This is a genomic window from Photobacterium sanguinicancri (assembly GCF_024346675.1).
Lineage (GTDB): Bacteria > Pseudomonadota > Gammaproteobacteria > Enterobacterales > Vibrionaceae > Photobacterium > Photobacterium sanguinicancri.
Genome location: NZ_AP024851.1, coordinates 1,589,481 through 1,607,295 on the forward strand (window position 1 = coordinate 1,589,481; position 17,815 = coordinate 1,607,295).

Here is a 17,815-nt window from a genome sequence, read left to right on the forward strand (position 1 = left end):
TGGTGTCATAATGTTAAGATGAGGTGTCATTGTCAGAAGAAATGCCAACTAACCTGAAATAACCTTGTCGTGCAGAGCCATCATCGATCAACTCAGCAAGCAAATCGGGTAAAGCGAGATCACTCCACCTCACAACCTGATCGATGGCATACGACATCGGTGAATGTGGTTCTGTTTTCCTAAAAAAGTCTGAAATGGTTTTCAGTTGTAAGATGGCATCTTGTCGAGTACGTAATTGTTGCTCAGCGAGGTTTTCATGCTTTTCCGCTTGCTCATCGATCTCGGATATAGGTTCTTCCTCTGATTTTTTTGATGGCATAGCTTCATTCATTTGTCGCAGCTTATCTGCGGCAATATGGTTAACAGCATCTAAAGCTGCTTGTAGTCGCTTTGAAATATGTGACGTTGGTAATGAGAGACCTGATGCTTGATCCATCACAGTCACAAGTTGCTGATAAGATGAAATACAATTTTCAATATCACGCACTAAATCGACATAAAAGCTTCCACTAGACTGGTTCACCGCTGATTCAAAGCGACTCAGTTCAATCGCCCCCTGATCGATACGATGACGCTTTTTCTCCGTCTCCAGACGATCAACTTCACATGCTTGTTCATACTCCCAAAGCACATAAGCTTGATCACCGTCGTACTCGGTAATTGGAATGCAAGAAATAGGCATAATTAAGGTGCCTTCTCCTTCTACCCCGTTTAATCCAATCAAAGGTGCAACCCGTGTTTCTAAACCATCTTCATCAGGCCATGGATACAAACCATCCCAAAACTGTTCAATAAGCTGAGTGGCAACAATAAATCCGTGGTTTAACCCTGCATAACCGTAGGTACGGATCAGCGCTTCGATGTACCATGCTGTAAATTCTAGATCTTTGGTTTCATTCAATAAAAGATCTGGGACTTGATCAATCAGCGGCTGCCATTGGTTTGCAAAACTCAGTAACGGATCCCCATCAATCAGTGCATTACGCTCCAATGTACGAGCATTATTTCGAACATTTTTTAGCTGGTAATAGACCGATAATGGTGAAGTGTCATGTCTTGGATCTTCACCGCAAGGCTGCTCTGGTGTGATGGCCGTTATTAGCGCTGCTATATCTATTTGTGCAGATTCTTCAAAAGGAAATATCGACATCATTCACCTTGTAAAGTCATGCGTTGATGATTAAAAAGAGGCACGGTGACATCACTATAATTTGAGTCAGTAGTAGGTTCCGCCATCGCATGTTCGGCCGCTTTCACTACCGCGCAAGTGACGTTATCTGAAGCCCCTCGTACTAACGCAGAATGAATCAAAGCCAAACCAACTTCGTTTACACTGGTAGCTTTAAAACATATCGCCATTTCAGAATCAGCAAGTTCTTTAGTTAACCCATCGGAACACAGCAGAAACTGATCGCCATTTCGTAGCGAGCCAGATAAATGATCGATACTGATATTTTCGTCAACACCAACTGCTCGAGTGATCACATTCGCCATTGGATGTTGTTCCGCCTCGCGTTCATTCAATAGACCTTTATCTACCATTTCCATCACTTGGCTATGATCCCGAGATTGTTGCCGCAATTGTCCTTCTCGATACAAATACAGCCGACTATCACCAACCCACAAACAGTGAAATTGCTGTTCTTTAATAAACAATACAACAGCCGTTGTACCCATAATGGATTTTGCTAGATCGTGATAACCAAATTGATAAATACGTGTATTGGCATCGCTTAATGCTTCATGTAAATGCTCTACGGTTAAAAATGGCAGCCCAATGCTTGATACTTTTTGCTCGATAATATCCACCAACATACGGCTCGCAATATCACCAGCTGAGTGCCCTCCCATGCCATCCGCAACCACCCACACACCTTCATTCTGCATGGCTAAGCAAGCATCTTCGTTATAGGCACGTACTTTCCCTGGATGCGATTGTGTGAATGAAAAGTAATTCCATTTTGCTTCCTGCATTACCATCCCCACTCTTCCCAACGCCCATCTAATAAAGCTGAAAATTGACTAACTAAAGGCAACCCATTTGAAATAACACTGCATTCAGGAACATATTCAGAACCATTCGTCCACCATACGCAATAACGGCCAAATCGCTGTTGATAGCTATGATGGAGTAACTGGCTTGCACTCATGGGCTCTGCCGCAATGGTATGGCGATTACTCTCAACTAGAATGCGTAATGGCTCTGCAGATGGAGTTACATCGTGATGCCAGCACGCTTGTTGAGTCGCTTCCACCCATGCGGCCAAATCCACTTCATCGTTAAGGACTTGTAGGATGTGTTCTTCGGCCTTGATGCTCCATTTTCGATTTAGCATAAAATCGATTGGCGCTTGCTCTATGGGTGCCGCTAATGAGAAATAAAATTGTCGGCCAACGTTATCAACACTTGGCATCAGGCTCCCTATCATGGCTTGTTCGCCGCAGACATTGGCAGAAAAAGCAAAGTGCCAAATCGGCCCAGTCATATAATAATCAAGCCATGATTCTTCTAATTGCTCTCGGCTAACCGCCATTGCAGCTTGTAACCATTCACTCCAACTATTAGAGAAACCCGTTGAGAGCTGAGATTGAATAAAATCACCACGCTGAGGCACTTTCCCAAAATACCCAAAACCTGGTTTTAAAGTGTGGCTGGACATGCAAAACGCTCCATATCACGAGACCAGAATGGGTTAATCGCACTATTTGGAATGAGCTCTAGCTGTGCTTTATTCCCTTTTAGATCCACCATCAAAATATTGTCTTTACGGGACTTTGGTCGCGCTTTTAGTGATTTATCCAATAAACGGAATAAACCCCAACTTCCGCCATAAGACTCAGTGACAACATGCCCCGTTTGTGGCGGTGTAAAGACAACACGAGTCTGACCAGCACCCGGCCAGTACAAGGTTTTAGCGCGAGTAGGTCCATGTTGATACGTTACTGCTTGCTTACCCACTTCAAGTTTAAAGTGACTGATATGCTGATCTAAATAGATAGGCTTGATACCAAAACTTACTTTGGCTTTTTGGCTACCTACATCAAAAAAAGCTTTACGAATTATCTCTGCTTGCGCGAAAACCTGTAGGCTTTCTTCATTTAATCCAATCGATTTATCAAACCGCCATTGATGCTTAGATTTATCAACAAATGGCGCTAAATACTGATTAAAAAAGCTATCTAATGTGCCGTTGTAGCCAAAGAAACGCTCAAAATCTTTAAGAGGTAAATCTTGTGATGACTTAGGATTAAACGGATACTTCCCTTCTATCAGAGTTTGATATTCTTTTAATACCGTTGACTGCCAAATATCGTTCACGTGCAGTTGAGAGCCCTTTTTCGCAAGCTTGGACGTTTGCGAAGAAATGTTGCCTAACCAACTAGAAAAAGGATAAGGCAGGTTTGCTTTAACGGTTTTCATCGCAGCGCCAACCGTTTTGTTATTACTCTCACCTAATAGGCTCTTATAGGCGATGCGCTCGTTATTGCCAGAGCTGGTTAGCTCGGCAAGGTAGTTATTTAAGTGCACAAAAGACTCATGAACCGCCTCTAGCTGCGTTTCTGATACACTGAGTAGCTCCCCAAACGCATCTTCCACTTCTTTACCAGGCAACGAAATTTCAGTCTTTCCAAGATCTGAGGGTAAATAACGTTTAAGCCGTTGCTTCTGATTATGTAACGCGGCATTAGCAACACTGGAGGCTATTTTCCCTGCGGCCTCAGCTTCTTCACTTACCTGAATTTTAGTAAGGCGTAACTGTTTTTGCGCTGCAAGGATCAAGGCCTCAACGGGCCTTTCAGGACCAGCTAGAATTTTAGCTTGGGACAAACCGCGTTCTGCGGATTGATATGATTTCAACTGGAGATCATTCAGCAATTGTGTCCATTCATAAATGTAATCACGGTAGTACTTAAACCTAACGTCTTTTACAACATGATCTATATTGCCTTCCTGAAGGACTAGTTCATCACCATAAACCCAACTGTCCTCCATTAAACGTTTCACCATTCGGTTACTTTCAAGCTGGAAAACGCCATGGAATCCGTTGTACGTATAAAGCCCAGGAACTCCCATGCTTAACGGCTTTCCACTTTTACGTTCAAAGATGGTGAGGCTTTGGGACCCAAAGACATCCGTTAAACGAAATGAAGGCACATGGCTATCGATGTATTCCAGTTTTAAACGCTGATATGCACGCTCAGACAAGGGCATCGCAGTCAGCACGTTACGTGCACTGCTCACCGCATCATCATTTATAGCAATACTTAATACACCGGCCTGCTGGAGGTTATTACTGTGAACCAATAACGCAGCACGTAACGACTCGTTAATTTCACCGGGATAAGCACGATCAAAGTACGCTTCAAGCCAGCTTGTGACTTGCGTTACATCATAATGCTGAGGTTGAAACAGCATCAGATAAGTCTTCAATGTCTCGTACAAGTATTCGCGATACTGCACGTTGTCACGCATTTCTTTTTCAATCCCTGCAGTCAGGAATTGAGCAAAAACACCTTGTAACGCTTGGTGATACGCAGTAAGGGCAGGCTGACCTAACTTTTCACCTTGATAAAGACCAAAGTGTTTAACGCCTTCGTCATCAAGCATGTACTGCTCGAAACCTGCGGGTAGGTGCTTTAGCTCATTGAGTGCATCAATCAAACTCACCACATCCAAATCAGCGTTTAGTCCATCGCCAACAATAGTCTGATAGCGTTCTACCGCAGTCAGTGAATTATCCACCAGTGATTTATTCCATTGATAACTTTGAGTCCAAATACCGCCCATAACAGCAACGGCGGTACAGCTAACACCAACGACAGCGCGATGTAGCCATCGGTTTCGCTTTTGATGAACACGATTGACTGTACCCAAAAATTGCTCTTTGATGATGACATCTTCAAACAAGCGTTTGATAAAGAAGCCCTTCGCTTCTCCTCCTGCTTGGCGCAGAGGTACTTGGCTCAGGCCGAGTCCACCTGATGTTTCTTTCATTACCCGATCAATCGGTACACCTTCTTGCGTTGCACTTGCGATAAATACACCACGCAGTAAAGGAGGCTCTTCAAAAGCATTAGCTGCAAAAATTTCTTTTAAAAAGTCATCCGCGGCGGCTTGCAGTAGCCGTAGTTGCTTAGGAAATTCATAAATAAGAGTTCGTTTATCTATGTCACGCTCAGCCGCAAGACGTGAGTTCATCTTCTCAAGTAAGTGCGTCAATAAATGGTGAAATTCTTTATTAAACAGCCCCACAACACCTTTTTCAGAATTAGGGGCAGACTCAGGAAAGGTAACGCCCCAAATTTGATCTCTTTCTTCTGCCGTAAGGTCGGCAAAGAACTCATTAAACCCAGCAATCAAGTCAGCCTTGGTTAAAATCACATAGACAGGAAATTGCATTCCTAACTGATTTTTTAGCTCAAGGATGCGTTGCTTGATTGCACGTGCATGCAAATTGCGTTCAGTTCGCGTTTGGGTGAGTAAATTCGCAAGGCTCACAGTGATAATCGCTCCATTAATAGGGCGACGAGTACGGTGCTTTTTCAGTAAGCCTAAAAAACCGAACCAAGCACGAGAATCTTGATCTGTATTGCTATCTTGCGTGGTATATCGACCTGCGGTATCAATCAACACGGCTTTATTAGTAAACCACCAATCACAGTAACGTGTCCCTCCAATGCCAGCTAGCGGATCATTACCAAGGCTTTCTTGAAGCGGAAATTCCAATCCTGAATTTTGTAATGCCGTCGTTTTACCCGTGCCTGGAGGACCAATTAAGATGTACCACGGCAGTTGATAAGCACCACGGCCTCGTTTACCTGAGGTTTTACTCATTACATCGAGTGCCTGAACGATACGTGAGCGCAGCGTTTCTATCTCTTGTTGCGAGGCTTCGTCAGCAGGATTTGTGTCATCGCCATCCAACAGTGTTTTTACTGTCTGCTCATTTTGTTTTTTACTTTTTGCTTGATGAACAATATTGTAAAAACCCCACAACATCGCAAATACAAGCAACACAACTAAACGAGAAACGGGACTTGTTAACGGCTCCGATCCCGCAATGGCAACCAGCGGGCCGCCAAACCAAATAAGCAAAGATAACGCCACTAGCCCGAGTAAAGTAATGACCCACTTTTTACGGAAAATATCAATCAATGCACTAAACATCCGCTTAATAAACATCATTATTTTTCAGCCCTGCGTTGTTGATATAAGAGGTCGATTTCGACTCGGCGGTTACTCGCACGATTTTTATCGCTGGTATTCGGCTGGCGTGGATTTGCATCACCTTGACCTTCAGGCCACAAGCGCCCTCGAAGTTCAGTGCCCATTGCTAGCACATTGGCAACAGACGTTGCACGCGCGAGTGATAAGTGCCAATTAGAGGGGTATTTACTGGTAAAGATCGGGCGATCATCAGTATGCCCAACAATCATCACTCGACCTGTTGTAGATTCGAGTGCATGGGCAATTTTAGATAGCACTGGCATAACAGATGCTTGGATCTCATTACTTCCAGAGGCAAACAGTTCACTGGATTTAATAATAAGGCGAATACGATCAGGGTGTTTTTCAAACTCGAGTAGTGCTCGTTCAACTTCCGATTGCAACAGCTGTTGTAACTTCAGCGCGGCTGGATCTTGATAGTATTGCACCTCAGATTCGTCAATATGCGCGGGAACTAAGCCACTCAATGACTGAAATGCTGGATTAGAATAAGTATTTATATGGTAGTTAAACCCCATATACATAGAGAGCATCAGCAATCCAAAAAAAGACCCGGTTACCCATAATGGGATCCCACTGTGCGTTTCACTTCCCCCAAGAACATTCGCTTGCCATTCTGGTGACAGTAATTGCTGTTGTTTGCCTTTTACTTGGGTCAAAGCTTCAGACACCTGCGAGCGATATGCTTGCAGTTTTTCTTCACCACGTTCTGCAATTCGTAGCTTGCCAGTAAACCCTAATGCTAAACAAAGGTGTTGTAACTCGAGTCGTTGATAAAACTGATGGGGCTGCAATAACGCCTTATCTAGTAAAGAATAAAAGTAATCTCCGCCCCATGTTTCAGCATGAAATACCGATAGTAAACTTTCTGAACGCCATACCGACTGCTCCCCCCAAGGAGTATTCAATACGGTTTCATCTAAAAAAGAGCACAAGCAATAACGGGCTGCTTCAATATCGTCACTCGCGACGGCTAACCCTCGTAATTGATTTTCATATTCACGCACCTTTTCGATACATGTCTGACGCAGAAAAGTCACATCACTGTGATCATGTGTTGATCGAATTTGGCCAATCAATGACAAAATACCGCTCGCTTGATCAACCAAGGGATTTTCACCCAAAGAAGGCAAGCGACGCGTATTCGCGCTTTTATTTGCTTGCATCACAAGTACCGTTTGATTTAAATCGGCCTCGTTAACCACTTCAGGTTTACTCTGCGGCGCATGACTCTTACGCTTGCCAGGCTGAGGTTTCAAAACGGTTTGATCGGACATATTCCATTACCTACTCAATGATTTATTGACTAACTGACCAGCACTGCAAACTTAACGATGGGTAATTACCTGACAAGTGGATTGCGATACCACCACTGGCATCCAAACGCGCCCAGTAGTCATTACTTTTATCTAATTGAAAATAATGGAAACCTGAATGGTATGGAATTTGTCGTGGTGCCACAGGTAGCGCATCAACAGAAATCCCTTGCAGTTGGTTATTAACCAAATCACGGATATGTTCAACAGGGCCAATTTTCACCTGTGCAGGGAAGCGTTTACGCAACTCTTCAGGCTCAATATCCGCTTTAACAGCCAAAACAAATTGGCTTTTCGCCAACAGCGTCTTATCCGCTACGGAAGCGATATGAATGCCAAATTTTGTCGTTTCAATCGGGATCTGAATCGCTGTTTGTTCAAGGACTGTACTTAAGCATTGATTAAGTACACCTGAGAGTTTGCTAAAAACGTCTGTTAACCCGTTATGCGTATACACCGGCAATTCAGAAGGGCGCTTCCGGCTACTGGCATAAGTTGCTAGCTCCCCAGCCATACCATAAAGTAACTGACAGATTGTCTCTGGGTGCGTACCTTCGATTGTTGAATAATGCTTTAATACAGGTTCGTAACGGTTTAGTGTCTGCAACATCAAAAAGTCTGCAATCGAGGTTGCATTACCTTGTGAGTGATTTAAGCGCCCTGCCAACGTATCAGCCCGTAATTTTATTTTGCCAACGAGGCTAGAAAGTAAGCCATGAATATTGGGGTTTAACTGCGCATTTAGCGTTGGTGGAATGAAGTGCTGATCTAAAATGATATTGCCTTCATTCGTCACTTCAACAATACGGGCTATCGGTAATGTGTAATAGCCTGTTAAGCGCTCGCTATCGAGTTTTAATTCGATAGCCAGTGACGCTAATTGAAGGACCTCTTCCCCTAAATTTCCGCTTGTATCAACAATTGTTTGATCTTTAAAATGATAGCGAGTGACTTGGTTATCACCCATACTTGAAATAGTGGTACTGTTTGCTTGCTCCATAGGAACGGCAATAACAACAGTACGATCTTTTGTGTTTTTATCAATGGTGAGCGACTCAGGTAACTGATCGCGCAGAGGTGATAATAAGACGCGACTATCAGGCATAACGACATTCGCTTTTTTTAAAGCGAACGTACTCTGCTTTAATAAAGCGTCATCAAGCAATAGCTCAATAACTCCCCAAGGGTAAGTTGCTAAGTGACTCGAAAATGTTGAACTTTCATTTAATATATAGCGCTCTTGTTGTTGAAAGTGCTGCGGCCTTAAAAACATCCCTTCACACCAAGCAACACGTTCCCAGTTACTCATAAATAACCTTATTCAATAAAAACAATTACGCAAAAGATTAAAACAATCAATACAGTGTAATAATATACAAGTCAGAAAGTTAACGACAAACCCAACATAAATTACCTGGGTTCACTTCTCATAAATTAATTAAGGCTTCTCTACATGTATTGATAACTTATCTATAATAAGCTTGTAGGTATTATAGCCTTTATGATCGATTTCAATTATTTCACGCCATTTGGCATTTTCTAAATCTCGATAAGCAACAACCACACCAACATATTTACTACCTGGTGACATTTTTATATCGAAAGAAAGCTCTTCGCCTGGCGATAAAGACAGTGTATCTTTCGAGACTAAATCAGGGCCAAAAATATTATCCGCCTCATCATAAATCATGAAGAAATCTTGGCTTTCAAATATCGTTTTTGATTGTAATTCATAGATTTTCACAACAACAGGTGATGCTCGCCCATTTAAATCAGGATTAACTTTATTACTAACATCAAACTTTAGGGTTGCATAAGGGTCAACAACAAGGTTTGCTACCGTACATCCATTCAAAAAAATCATCATCAACATAGAAAATAAATATAATTTAATAGTATTAAGCATAGTTACTTTTCTCCCATTCCTTTTAAGCTCGCTTCATAATGCTTCACAAAGTCATCTAAATAAAATGGCTGCTCTTGGCGAAGATCACTTTCTAATTCATAAAATAAAGCTTCATAACGCTGCCAGTTATTTGCTTTTTGCTTAGATCCAAACCAATTTGATAGCAAGCCTTCGGGGGGTTCTATACTCGTAACCCGATTAGGTTCTAAGGCTGACATAACCCCTTTCACAGCGCCTTTCGTGCCATAAACCATGGCTTTTTCATGCTGATCTATATCTGAAAATGCCTCTTGTATCGCTCGCGGTGCTGATAAAAAGCTGGGGGATTTTCGATGATATAGGTTATGAATTGCGTCTTCAAAATTAGCAGAAAACTTAAGTGGGTTATTTTCTTGACGCTTAAATGACGTATGCATTAGACGATTGGTTTGCTTGAAGTCCGAACGCTTTTGCAGTGTTGTCATAAGACCAGTTAGTAGTAAGCACACACTTTCACCCATTTCATACCACCACTGTTCATTCATTTCAGGGTGGATTTGATGCCCATGTACTTTCATACCCTCAATGAAGGCTTGTAAAAGTTTAGACTCATCATTTTCTTCAGCTAAGCTAAGTGTACCTAACGGTGTTTTTTTTGGTTGAACGGGTTGAGGCCGCATAGAGCTGTTGGTATTTTCAGTAACAATCTCGGAACTCTCTTCTTGTCCTTCTGTCGCTTCAACACAATCATGCTGATTACCTACCACTTGCGAAGCCTTATTGTATTGAGGGGCTTGAGAAACGGAGTTTATCGGCGTTGGCTCTTCAAAAAGAACACTCCAGTCTTCAGGTATGCTTTCGTTAAATTGCATTAAGTCTATACTTTCATTACTTGGAGAAGTGAAGCTATCCTGAATATTTCCAATATAAAGTTCGTTATTGACTTCAGAAATACTTTCTTTTTTAGCATCAGATTTAAGCATTAAATCTTTAGCAGGAATACCCAATTCATCACTATTACTTTGTGATGCCTCTGCCCGTTTAGAGCTCGGTTCAACTTTATCAGAAGTAAACACTTGCACTTCTATTTCATAATCACTTAGTGATATCACATCACCAATAGCGAGTTGGTGATGTTTGTTTTTGCCTAACGGCTCAACATTACGATTAATAAACAACCCATTTGTTGACAAGTCCTTAATATATAATCTTCCGTCTTGATTTTCTATCACAGCATGTTTACTTGAAATAACACGTTCTGGATCGGGCAAATTCCAATCACATAATTCAGAACGACCAATAAAAAGCGGTGTGTTTTCTTTGACGCTATTTAAAGGTTTAACGGCGTCTAATTGAGATGTATAGCGATGATAGCTAATAACTGAAAGTTGAAAATCCATAATAAACCTACACCCTTAAGCTTTATTAACTTAAAGATTAATAACAAAACATCAATAATGATTCATTATGTAGATTAGAAAATTCTCATCAACGAAATTTGTCATCTATCACAAGCAATTGAGAGACAACCTTTATTTTGTTTTTATCAATTACATTGGTTTCAGTGTTGAGTCGGGCTCATGACAAATAAAAAGAAATTAATGATTGCACTGCAATTTACCGAATATATCATCAGCTTCAATTAGCATTGGAGACATCTCATGGCAAAGAAAACAGAAAAAGAAAGCACCCCACAAATAGAAAACACGTCCCATGAGATCGAAAAAAAAGAAGATATAAATAATAAAACAATCGTTAGAAGTCATCATGACTCACAACCAAATAAACCATCCTCTAGTGAGCCAGTACCAACCAATGAGTCAAATGATCTGATTAATACAGTTATCAAAGGTCGCTATCGCATTGAATCACGTATTGGTAATGGCGGTATGTGCAATGTATATCGAGCAACAGATCTATTGTTAGAAGCAGCAGGGGTTGCCAATCCTTTTGTGGCCATCAAAGCCCTTCAGAATGAATTTATTAATCAACCTGATGCGGCAAAAGTGCTGATCCATGAAGCGCAAACAACGCAAAAATTAAGCCACCCGAATATTATTCGTGTCTACGATTTTGGGATTGATAAAAAAGTTTATTATATCGTCATGGAATACCTTGATGGTGAAACGCTTGATGTTGTTATTCAACGTTCTCGACCTCATGGCTTACCTTACAAACGAGCAATACCATTGCTTGATCAAATGATGTCGGCGCTCACTTATGCGCATAAAAATGGCGTAGTTCATGCCGATCTTAAACCCAGTAATATCATGCTTACGCGAGACGGTGATATTAAGGTCTTCGACTTTGGAATAGCCAAGAAAACCTCATTGAACTATGACCAATACGCCGCAGTTCAAGAAGAAGCTGATGATGTTGAATTTGGAGGTTACACGCCAAACTATGCTTCTATTGAATTACTAAATGGTAATCCACCAAGTATTAAAGATGACATTTTTGCACTCAGCTGTATCAGCTATGAACTATGTTCAAGCAAGCACCCTTATCATCGTAAACCGGCTGATATTGCACTAAAAGAACATATACAGCCTTCACGTCCGAAACACCTTAGTACATCCAAGTGGCGTACTATCCAGCAAGGTTTAGCACTGGATGCAAATAAGCGTTCTGACAATATTGGAACGATCCAAACTCAGCTTCATAAACAGCATAAACCCATGATAATGATGACGGCTGCAATTCTCGGTTTAAGCTCAGTTTTAGGCTATGTGTTCTTCCAACAAAAAGAGACAATATCAGATTTAAGCCGAACAATTAGCCAATTGCAAAGCAGCATCCAAGCCCAGTCTCAACTTGAATATTTACGACCGCAGGAAATTGTCGAACAACTACCAGAATTAAGAAAAGAGCATCCAGTACTCGCTCAGGGCTTACTCCGCGACAAACAAAAAGCGATTCTAGCCATCTATGAACATAAGATCGATCAGATCTTCAATACACGTACTAACCATTATCCTAATTACTACGCAATTGAAGCTGAGCTTGCACAAGCGCATAAGCTCTACCCTGACTCCCATGCCTTAAATGTTCTTAGTACTGATATTTCAACCAGTTGGCAATCAACACTCGATGTCATTACTAATCGTATTAATACAGCGCTAGAAAAAGGAGCGTATACAGCGTCAGATGAAACTAACATCTACCAGCTACTTACTCAGCTGCAAACATTACGTCATGACGCAAAATTCAAGCCTACATCGTTAGCAGAAGAAACGTTTACTATACAGTTCGATGAAGCAATGAAAAATCATGACGTAGAAAGTTTGGAAAACTTAATTAAAGCAGGGAAAACCTTCTTTGCAGACAAGGTACAGACACTAGATAAGATTCAGCTCGCAACACAACTCAAGCAAGCAATTACACATGTAGAGATGTACCGAACAGCTAAAGCTCAAGGCGTACCCGCTCCTTTTCCGTATGAGTCAGCGGAACTGTTGTATGCACCCAAATTTACTAAATTTAATCAACAGCTCAGTAAAATAAGATCAGAGTCAAAGCTGGATGCCTTATTAAAGCAAGTTGATAGCGTTGCAAAAGAATTACCGGCTGATTTCTCATCACTGATTACATTAAGGTTAGCAAGTGCAAACCAATACCTTGATTTCTCAGAGCAGTGGCAGAAAAAACGAAAACAACGCGCTGCGCGTGATGCGATGAAAAAAGCGACACATCAGTTTAATTTGGTTGAAAAAGCACGCTCAAACTCTTAATGAGAAACCAGCTACTCTGAAGTGACCCATAAAGTTGGACACCAACTATTGGGGGCTTCGGAGTAGCCATTAACACAGAACTTACAGGTTTGTTGTCTCAACACATTGGTCCGTTTTAGCCGCACAAATGAAATCATTGCGATGCAGACCTTTGATCGAATGGCTCCACCAGCAAACGGTCACCTTTCCCCACTCTAGCGTTATTGTGGGATGATGAAACTCGGCCTCTGCAATTTCAGCAACTTGATTACTGAACGCCCAAGCTAATTTGAAATTTTTAAATTTATACTCACGCTCTAACTGCAAAATACCGTCACGGTCCATCACCTTCCAATCAGGAATGTTTACTCTCAGTTTTGCTATTTCAGCATCATCGACAGGCAGTGCATCCACCTGACACGCTTCGCATTTCAATTGGTGTAATTTAGACGTCATTAAAAACATTCCTTGTGTAAATACATGCCGAGTTCTACCTAATTTCATAAGTATAGAAACGCATTGCGCATTAGGCAGATTTCAAATGAGGGTCTGGTTTCTCTGAGGGTAATTTAGGTGGGTAAAGTGGTGGATGTAGCCCAAGCTGTTTAGCTTCATGAGCCATTGCCATAATGTCTTGCTGGGCCAGTTCGTACAGTTGTGAAATAGAAGACAATTTAAAATATATGGGCTGCATAATGTCGATTCGATAAGGTGTGCGCATTACCTCAATAGGATCAAAGGGACTAATCTGCGCTTTTTTACCAGTGGCATCGCTTGCCATTGCGTATTCGGTCTCAGCTGGAGAAGACAAGATCCCCCCGCCGTAGATCCGCAGCCCTTGCGGTGATTGCAACAAACCAAACTCCACCGTAAACCAATATAACCGCGCTAAATAAACCCGATCTTGACCCGATGCCGCCGCACCAAGTTGACCATAGGTATGCGTAAAAGCCGCAAACGCAGGGTTGGTTAACATGGCACAATGCCCAAAGACTTCATGGAAAAAGTCCGGCTCTTGCAAGTAATCAAACTCTTCCCGACAACGGAGGAAAGTCGCAACGGGAAACTGCTTATTCGCAAGCATGGTAAAAAAGCGGTCAAAGTTAATCAGCGCAGGCACTTCAACACATCGCCACCCTGTCGTCGCCAACAACACTTGGTTAATATCGTGCAGTTGAGGCACACGATCTTGTGGAAGTTCAAGTAAAATCAAACCGGCGCTGTACTCATCACAAGCTCGCCCTTGTATGCAGCGAAGTTGACGAGTAAACAAATCATGCCAAATCTGGTCTTCATCATCACTCCAATGAATCACACCCTTGGTATCAGGTTGCTTGGATACATACTGAGTTAGACTTCCCATAAAATACCTTTTTGAACATATTACTGCACATATGCACACTGACTTCACACGACAGACGCGTGTTTATTATTGTTTCTATAATTAAAGGGTAGGAAGTTTCAGCACAGTTAGAAAAGCCAGAATTAAGAAAGCCAACGCACCGCGTGTAACATTTTATTTACAATCTCATTTTTATGAATGAAAATCGATTTGCTCAAACATGATCGCTTGCTAGCTTGGTTGTAGCTTCTTATCAACTAGCGTTCCCAAGAGACAATTCGCCACCTCTGTCAATTTATTCGCACAACAAGCCACTCAATATACCTTTCAACCCTGCTCATAACCTCACGCTGACACGCTCGCTAACCTTGCCTGTTTGCTGACTCTCAACCAAAGTTAAGGTAGGCATTCAAATATTTGTGAGGATCACGGAATGCGCCAATGGTTTCAATTTCCCATCGTTGAAGGCAATGCTTCTCGTCAAGCGCACTGCGATTTACCGCAAAACACTTATGAACGAGAATGTGGTAAAGAGGGCTTTTTTGGCCCAGCCAGTCACATGTATCATAAGCACCCTCCAACGGGCTGGATCGAGTGGGAAGGAGAGCTGCGCCCTCGCGCCATAGACACCAATAAGATCGCCATTACAGGCCAAACACCTTGGGATGCTTCATTGTTGCTCTATAACGAGCAGCTGAAAATGCGCATGTGGCGTACCCATACTCACATGGATCACTTAGTGCGTAACGGTGATGGTGATGAGGTGCTGTTTATCCATCAAGGTAGTGGGCATTTATATTGCGATTATGGCCATTTCACCTTTAGAGATGGTGATTACATCGTACTGCCAAGAGCCACCAGCTGGCGGGTAGAAGTCAATGAACCCGTCGCTATGCTAATGATCGAAGCCACCAACAGTGGCTATCAAATGGCTGAGCGGGGATTAGTGGGGCAGCACGCAATTTACGACCCTGCAATGCTGGAATATGCGCGGATTGATGAACCATTTTTAACACAGCAAAACAGTCACCAGCAATGGCAAGTTAAACTCAAAGCACGCCAACGTTTAAATACTATCACCTACCCGTTTAATCCTTTAGACGCCCAAGGCTGGAAAGGAAACCTAACCGCGTTCAAACTTAATTGGCGCGACATCAGGCCATTAATGAGCCACCGTTATCACTTACCGCCGTCAGCACACACCACCTTTGTCGCCAATGGCTTTGTGATTTGTACCTTTGTCCCTCGCCCCATAGAGAGCGACCCTCAGGCCTTAAAGGTGCCTTTTTTCCATAATAATGATGATTACGACGAAGTGCTTTTCTACCACAAAGGTAACTTTTTCAGCCGAGACAATATTGAGGCAGGGATGATCACGCACCATCCTTGTGGCTTTTCTCATGGTCCTCACCCCAAAGCGTTAAAAACAAGCGTTGAACAATCCAAAACGCAAACCGATGAAGTCGCAGTCATGATTGATGCTCGCTTTCCGCTCGATGTCGCCGAGCTGCCACAAGGTGCTGAAAACAAAGACTACGTCCATTCATGGCAACAACAAAATTAACGGCATCTCGTCTACCACTTTCACTTCCATTTACAATGTAAACCGATACGAGGAACTTACTGTGAAATTAGCCTCTCTCAAGCAAGGTCGTGATGGTCAACTTATCATCGTATCCCGCGATTTAACCCGTGCCGTCCATGCACACCATATTGCACCGACCCTGCAATTTGCACTCGATAATTGGCCCCATGTTGAAGCGGATTTAGCGCATTTATACCGCAACCTGAATAATGACGATGCACCAGACAGCTTTGTGTTCAATCCAGAACGCTGTGCCTCCCCTTTACCACGAGCGTATCAATGGGCCGATGGCAGTGCGTATGTCAATCATGTCGAGTTAGTACGCCAAGCCCGAGGGGCTGCCATGCCTGAGAGCTTTTGGACCGATCCTCTGATGTATCAAGGCATGTCTGACCGATTCTTAGGGCCAAACGATGATATAGAAGCGGCAGACGAAGCGTGGGGGATCGACTTTGAAGGCGAGATAGCCATAGTGACCGACGATGTCCCTATGGGGCTGCGAACTGAAGAAGCCCACGACCATATTCGGTTATTGATGCTCGTGAATGATGTCTCACTGAGAAACTTAATCCCTAACGAACTGGCGAAGAGTTTTGGATTTTTTCAGTCCAAGCCCGCCTCTAGCTTCTCTCCTGTGGCCGTCACCCCTGACGAACTTGGCGAAGCATGGCACGATTATAAGCTTCACTACCGCTTACACGTTCACCTCAATGGCCAATTATTTGGTCGCCCGGATGCAGGCACCGACATGACATTCAACTTTGCTGAACTGCTCCAGCACATAGCGAAAACACGCCATGTGAGCGCAGGTTCTATTATCGGATCTGGGACTGTTTCTAATAAAGACCGTTCGCAAGGCTCATGTTGTATTGCTGAAAAACGCATGTTGGAAATCCTAGAGCAAGGTGCAGCACAAACCGATTTTATGCACTTTGGCGACACAGTGCGTATCGAAATGTTTAACGAGGCAAACGAATCTATTTTTGGCGCCATAGAACAACGTGTTGTGCGTTACCAACATACTTATCTTGATGAAGACTTAAACCATCACGCTGTACATCCCTCAACCAAACGTTAAAACGTATTACTAGATTATCAGAGGGAAGATTGATGAAACTCTATGATTACTACCGATCGTCAGCATCTTATCGAGTACGTATCGCACTTCACCTCAAGGGGCTAAGTTATGACGCTGTGCCGATCTCTTTGATTGATGGCGAGCATCAAAATGATGATTATCGCCACACCAATCCGAATCAACGCGTGCCGAGCCTAGAAAATGAAAATGGGCCATTAGGACAATCCCTGGCGATCATTGAGTACCTTAACGAAATCCACCCAGACCCCAAACTACTCCCAAGTGACCCTTGGAAAAAAGCCCAGTGTCGTTCGCTGGCGATGCTTATTGCTTGCGATATTCACCCGCTGAACAACTTACAAGTGCTCAACTACCTCAATACAGAGTTAGGCGTTAATCAAAACGAAAAAATGGTGTGGTATCACTATTGGCTCAGCCGCGGTTTATCGGCATTTGAACAACTCTTGATGCAACGCCCGACGCCAACAGATTTTTGTTGTGGTGATCAACCGACCCTCGCTGATCTGTGTTTGATCCCGCAAATTTACAATGCTCGACGATTCAATTTTGATTTAGATCCCTTTCCGCTCATTAACGACATAGAGCGTACTTGCCAATTGCTACCCGCTTTTCAACTCGCTCATCCTGATCACTCAATTAAGGAATAGTT

Annotated in this window: 14 protein-coding genes; 4 read left to right on the forward strand and 10 right to left on the reverse strand. The window is 42.7% G+C overall.

The genetic code is table 11. From position 1 onward, the window contains the following. Positions 1-13: 13 nt before the first annotated feature. From tssA to tagH, 8 genes are all read right to left on the reverse strand, one after another. Positions 14-1,153, reverse strand: coding sequence for a type VI secretion system protein TssA (gene tssA / locus OCU87_RS23955; protein ID WP_261858754.1), 1,140 nt, complete (start codon positions 1,151-1,153; stop codon positions 14-16). Then, positions 1,150-1,974, reverse strand: a complete 825-nt coding sequence (locus OCU87_RS23960) for a PP2C family protein-serine/threonine phosphatase (RefSeq protein ID WP_261858755.1) — start codon at positions 1,972-1,974, stop codon at positions 1,150-1,152. The genes tssA and OCU87_RS23960 overlap by 4 nt, the downstream gene beginning before the upstream one ends. After that, positions 1,974-2,660, reverse strand: a complete 687-nt coding sequence (gene tagF / locus OCU87_RS23965) for a type VI secretion system-associated protein TagF (RefSeq protein ID WP_261858756.1) — start codon at positions 2,658-2,660, stop codon at positions 1,974-1,976. The genes OCU87_RS23960 and tagF overlap by 1 nt, the downstream gene beginning before the upstream one ends. Then, entirely contained in the window at positions 2,642-6,187 is a 3,546-nt protein-coding gene (gene tssM / locus OCU87_RS23970) for a type VI secretion system membrane subunit TssM (RefSeq protein ID WP_261858757.1), read from the reverse strand. Before tssM ends, tagF begins: the two co-directional genes overlap by 19 nt. After that, entirely contained in the window at positions 6,187-7,506 is a 1,320-nt protein-coding gene (gene tssL / locus OCU87_RS23975) for a type VI secretion system protein TssL, long form (RefSeq protein WP_062692246.1), read from the reverse strand. The genes tssM and tssL overlap by 1 nt, the downstream gene beginning before the upstream one ends. 22 nt (positions 7,507-7,528) lie before the next feature. Beyond that, the gene (gene tssK, locus OCU87_RS23980; protein WP_261858758.1) at positions 7,529-8,854 is read right to left on the reverse strand and encodes a type VI secretion system baseplate subunit TssK; all 1,326 of its coding nucleotides are present in this window, start codon (positions 8,852-8,854) and stop codon (positions 7,529-7,531) included. A gap of 129 nt (positions 8,855-8,983) precedes the next feature. After that, positions 8,984-9,451 carry a type VI secretion system lipoprotein TssJ gene (gene tssJ / locus OCU87_RS23985; RefSeq protein ID WP_261858759.1) on the reverse strand — a complete coding sequence of 156 codons (468 nt, stop codon included), beginning with the start codon at positions 9,449-9,451 and terminating at the stop codon, positions 8,984-8,986. 2 nt (positions 9,452-9,453) lie between these two features. Beyond that, entirely contained in the window at positions 9,454-10,830 is a 1,377-nt protein-coding gene (gene tagH, locus OCU87_RS23990) for a type VI secretion system-associated FHA domain protein TagH (protein ID WP_062692242.1), read from the reverse strand. A gap of 261 nt (positions 10,831-11,091) precedes the next feature. Between tagH and OCU87_RS23995 the strand changes: the two genes are divergently transcribed. After that, positions 11,092-13,161 (forward strand): serine/threonine-protein kinase, encoded by a 2,070-nt coding sequence (locus OCU87_RS23995; protein ID WP_261858760.1) that lies wholly within the window; start codon positions 11,092-11,094, stop codon positions 13,159-13,161. A gap of 81 nt (positions 13,162-13,242) precedes the next feature. Here OCU87_RS23995 and OCU87_RS24000 read toward each other — a convergent pair whose 3' ends face one another. Further along, positions 13,243-13,596: a 4a-hydroxytetrahydrobiopterin dehydratase gene (locus OCU87_RS24000; RefSeq protein ID WP_062692234.1), complete on the reverse strand. Its 354-nt coding sequence runs from the start codon at positions 13,594-13,596 to the stop codon at positions 13,243-13,245. A 70-nt stretch (positions 13,597-13,666) separates the two neighbouring features. After that, entirely contained in the window at positions 13,667-14,503 is an 837-nt protein-coding gene (phhA, locus tag OCU87_RS24005; RefSeq protein WP_261858761.1) for a phenylalanine 4-monooxygenase, read from the reverse strand. Between the two features lie 412 nt (positions 14,504-14,915). On the opposite strand from phhA, the gene OCU87_RS24010 reads away from it, so the two are divergent. The 3 genes from OCU87_RS24010 (at position 14,916) to maiA (ending at position 17,813) form a co-directional block, all read left to right on the forward strand. After that, a complete protein-coding gene (locus OCU87_RS24010) occupies positions 14,916-16,046 on the forward strand; it encodes a homogentisate 1,2-dioxygenase (protein WP_261858762.1) in 1,131 nt (376 codons plus the stop codon). Between the two features lie 61 nt (positions 16,047-16,107). Continuing rightward, the gene (locus OCU87_RS24015) at positions 16,108-17,145 is read left to right on the forward strand and encodes a fumarylacetoacetate hydrolase family protein (protein WP_261858763.1); all 1,038 of its coding nucleotides are present in this window, start codon (positions 16,108-16,110) and stop codon (positions 17,143-17,145) included. A gap of 32 nt (positions 17,146-17,177) precedes the next feature. Then, positions 17,178-17,813, forward strand: a complete 636-nt coding sequence (gene maiA / locus OCU87_RS24020) for a maleylacetoacetate isomerase (RefSeq protein ID WP_261858764.1) — start codon at positions 17,178-17,180, stop codon at positions 17,811-17,813. The last annotated feature ends 2 nt before the right edge of the window (positions 17,814-17,815 follow it).

Excerpts from the sequence above, each read along its gene's own strand:
- tssA (WP_261858754.1), bottom strand. The coding sequence starts at position 1,153 with ATGATGTCGATATTTCCTTTTGAAGAATCTGCACAAATAGATATAGCA.
- OCU87_RS23960 (WP_261858755.1), bottom strand. The coding sequence starts at position 1,974 with ATGCAGGAAGCAAAATGGAATTACTTTTCATTCACACAATCGCATCCA.
- tagF (WP_261858756.1), bottom strand. The coding sequence starts at position 2,660 with ATGTCCAGCCACACTTTAAAACCAGGTTTTGGGTATTTTGGGAAAGTG.
- tssM (WP_261858757.1), bottom strand. The coding sequence starts at position 6,187 with ATGATGTTTATTAAGCGGATGTTTAGTGCATTGATTGATATTTTCCGT.
- tssL (WP_062692246.1), bottom strand. The coding sequence starts at position 7,506 with ATGTCCGATCAAACCGTTTTGAAACCTCAGCCTGGCAAGCGTAAGAGT.
- tssK (WP_261858758.1), bottom strand. The coding sequence starts at position 8,854 with ATGAGTAACTGGGAACGTGTTGCTTGGTGTGAAGGGATGTTTTTAAGG.
- tssJ (WP_261858759.1), bottom strand. The coding sequence starts at position 9,451 with ATGCTTAATACTATTAAATTATATTTATTTTCTATGTTGATGATGATT.
- tagH (WP_062692242.1), bottom strand. The coding sequence starts at position 10,830 with ATGGATTTTCAACTTTCAGTTATTAGCTATCATCGCTATACATCTCAA.
- OCU87_RS23995 (WP_261858760.1), top strand. The coding sequence starts at position 11,092 with ATGGCAAAGAAAACAGAAAAAGAAAGCACCCCACAAATAGAAAACACG.
- OCU87_RS24000 (WP_062692234.1), bottom strand. The coding sequence starts at position 13,596 with ATGACGTCTAAATTACACCAATTGAAATGCGAAGCGTGTCAGGTGGAT.
- phhA (WP_261858761.1), bottom strand. The coding sequence starts at position 14,503 with ATGGGAAGTCTAACTCAGTATGTATCCAAGCAACCTGATACCAAGGGT.
- OCU87_RS24010 (WP_261858762.1), top strand. The coding sequence starts at position 14,916 with ATGCGCCAATGGTTTCAATTTCCCATCGTTGAAGGCAATGCTTCTCGT.
- maiA (WP_261858764.1), top strand. The coding sequence starts at position 17,178 with ATGAAACTCTATGATTACTACCGATCGTCAGCATCTTATCGAGTACGT.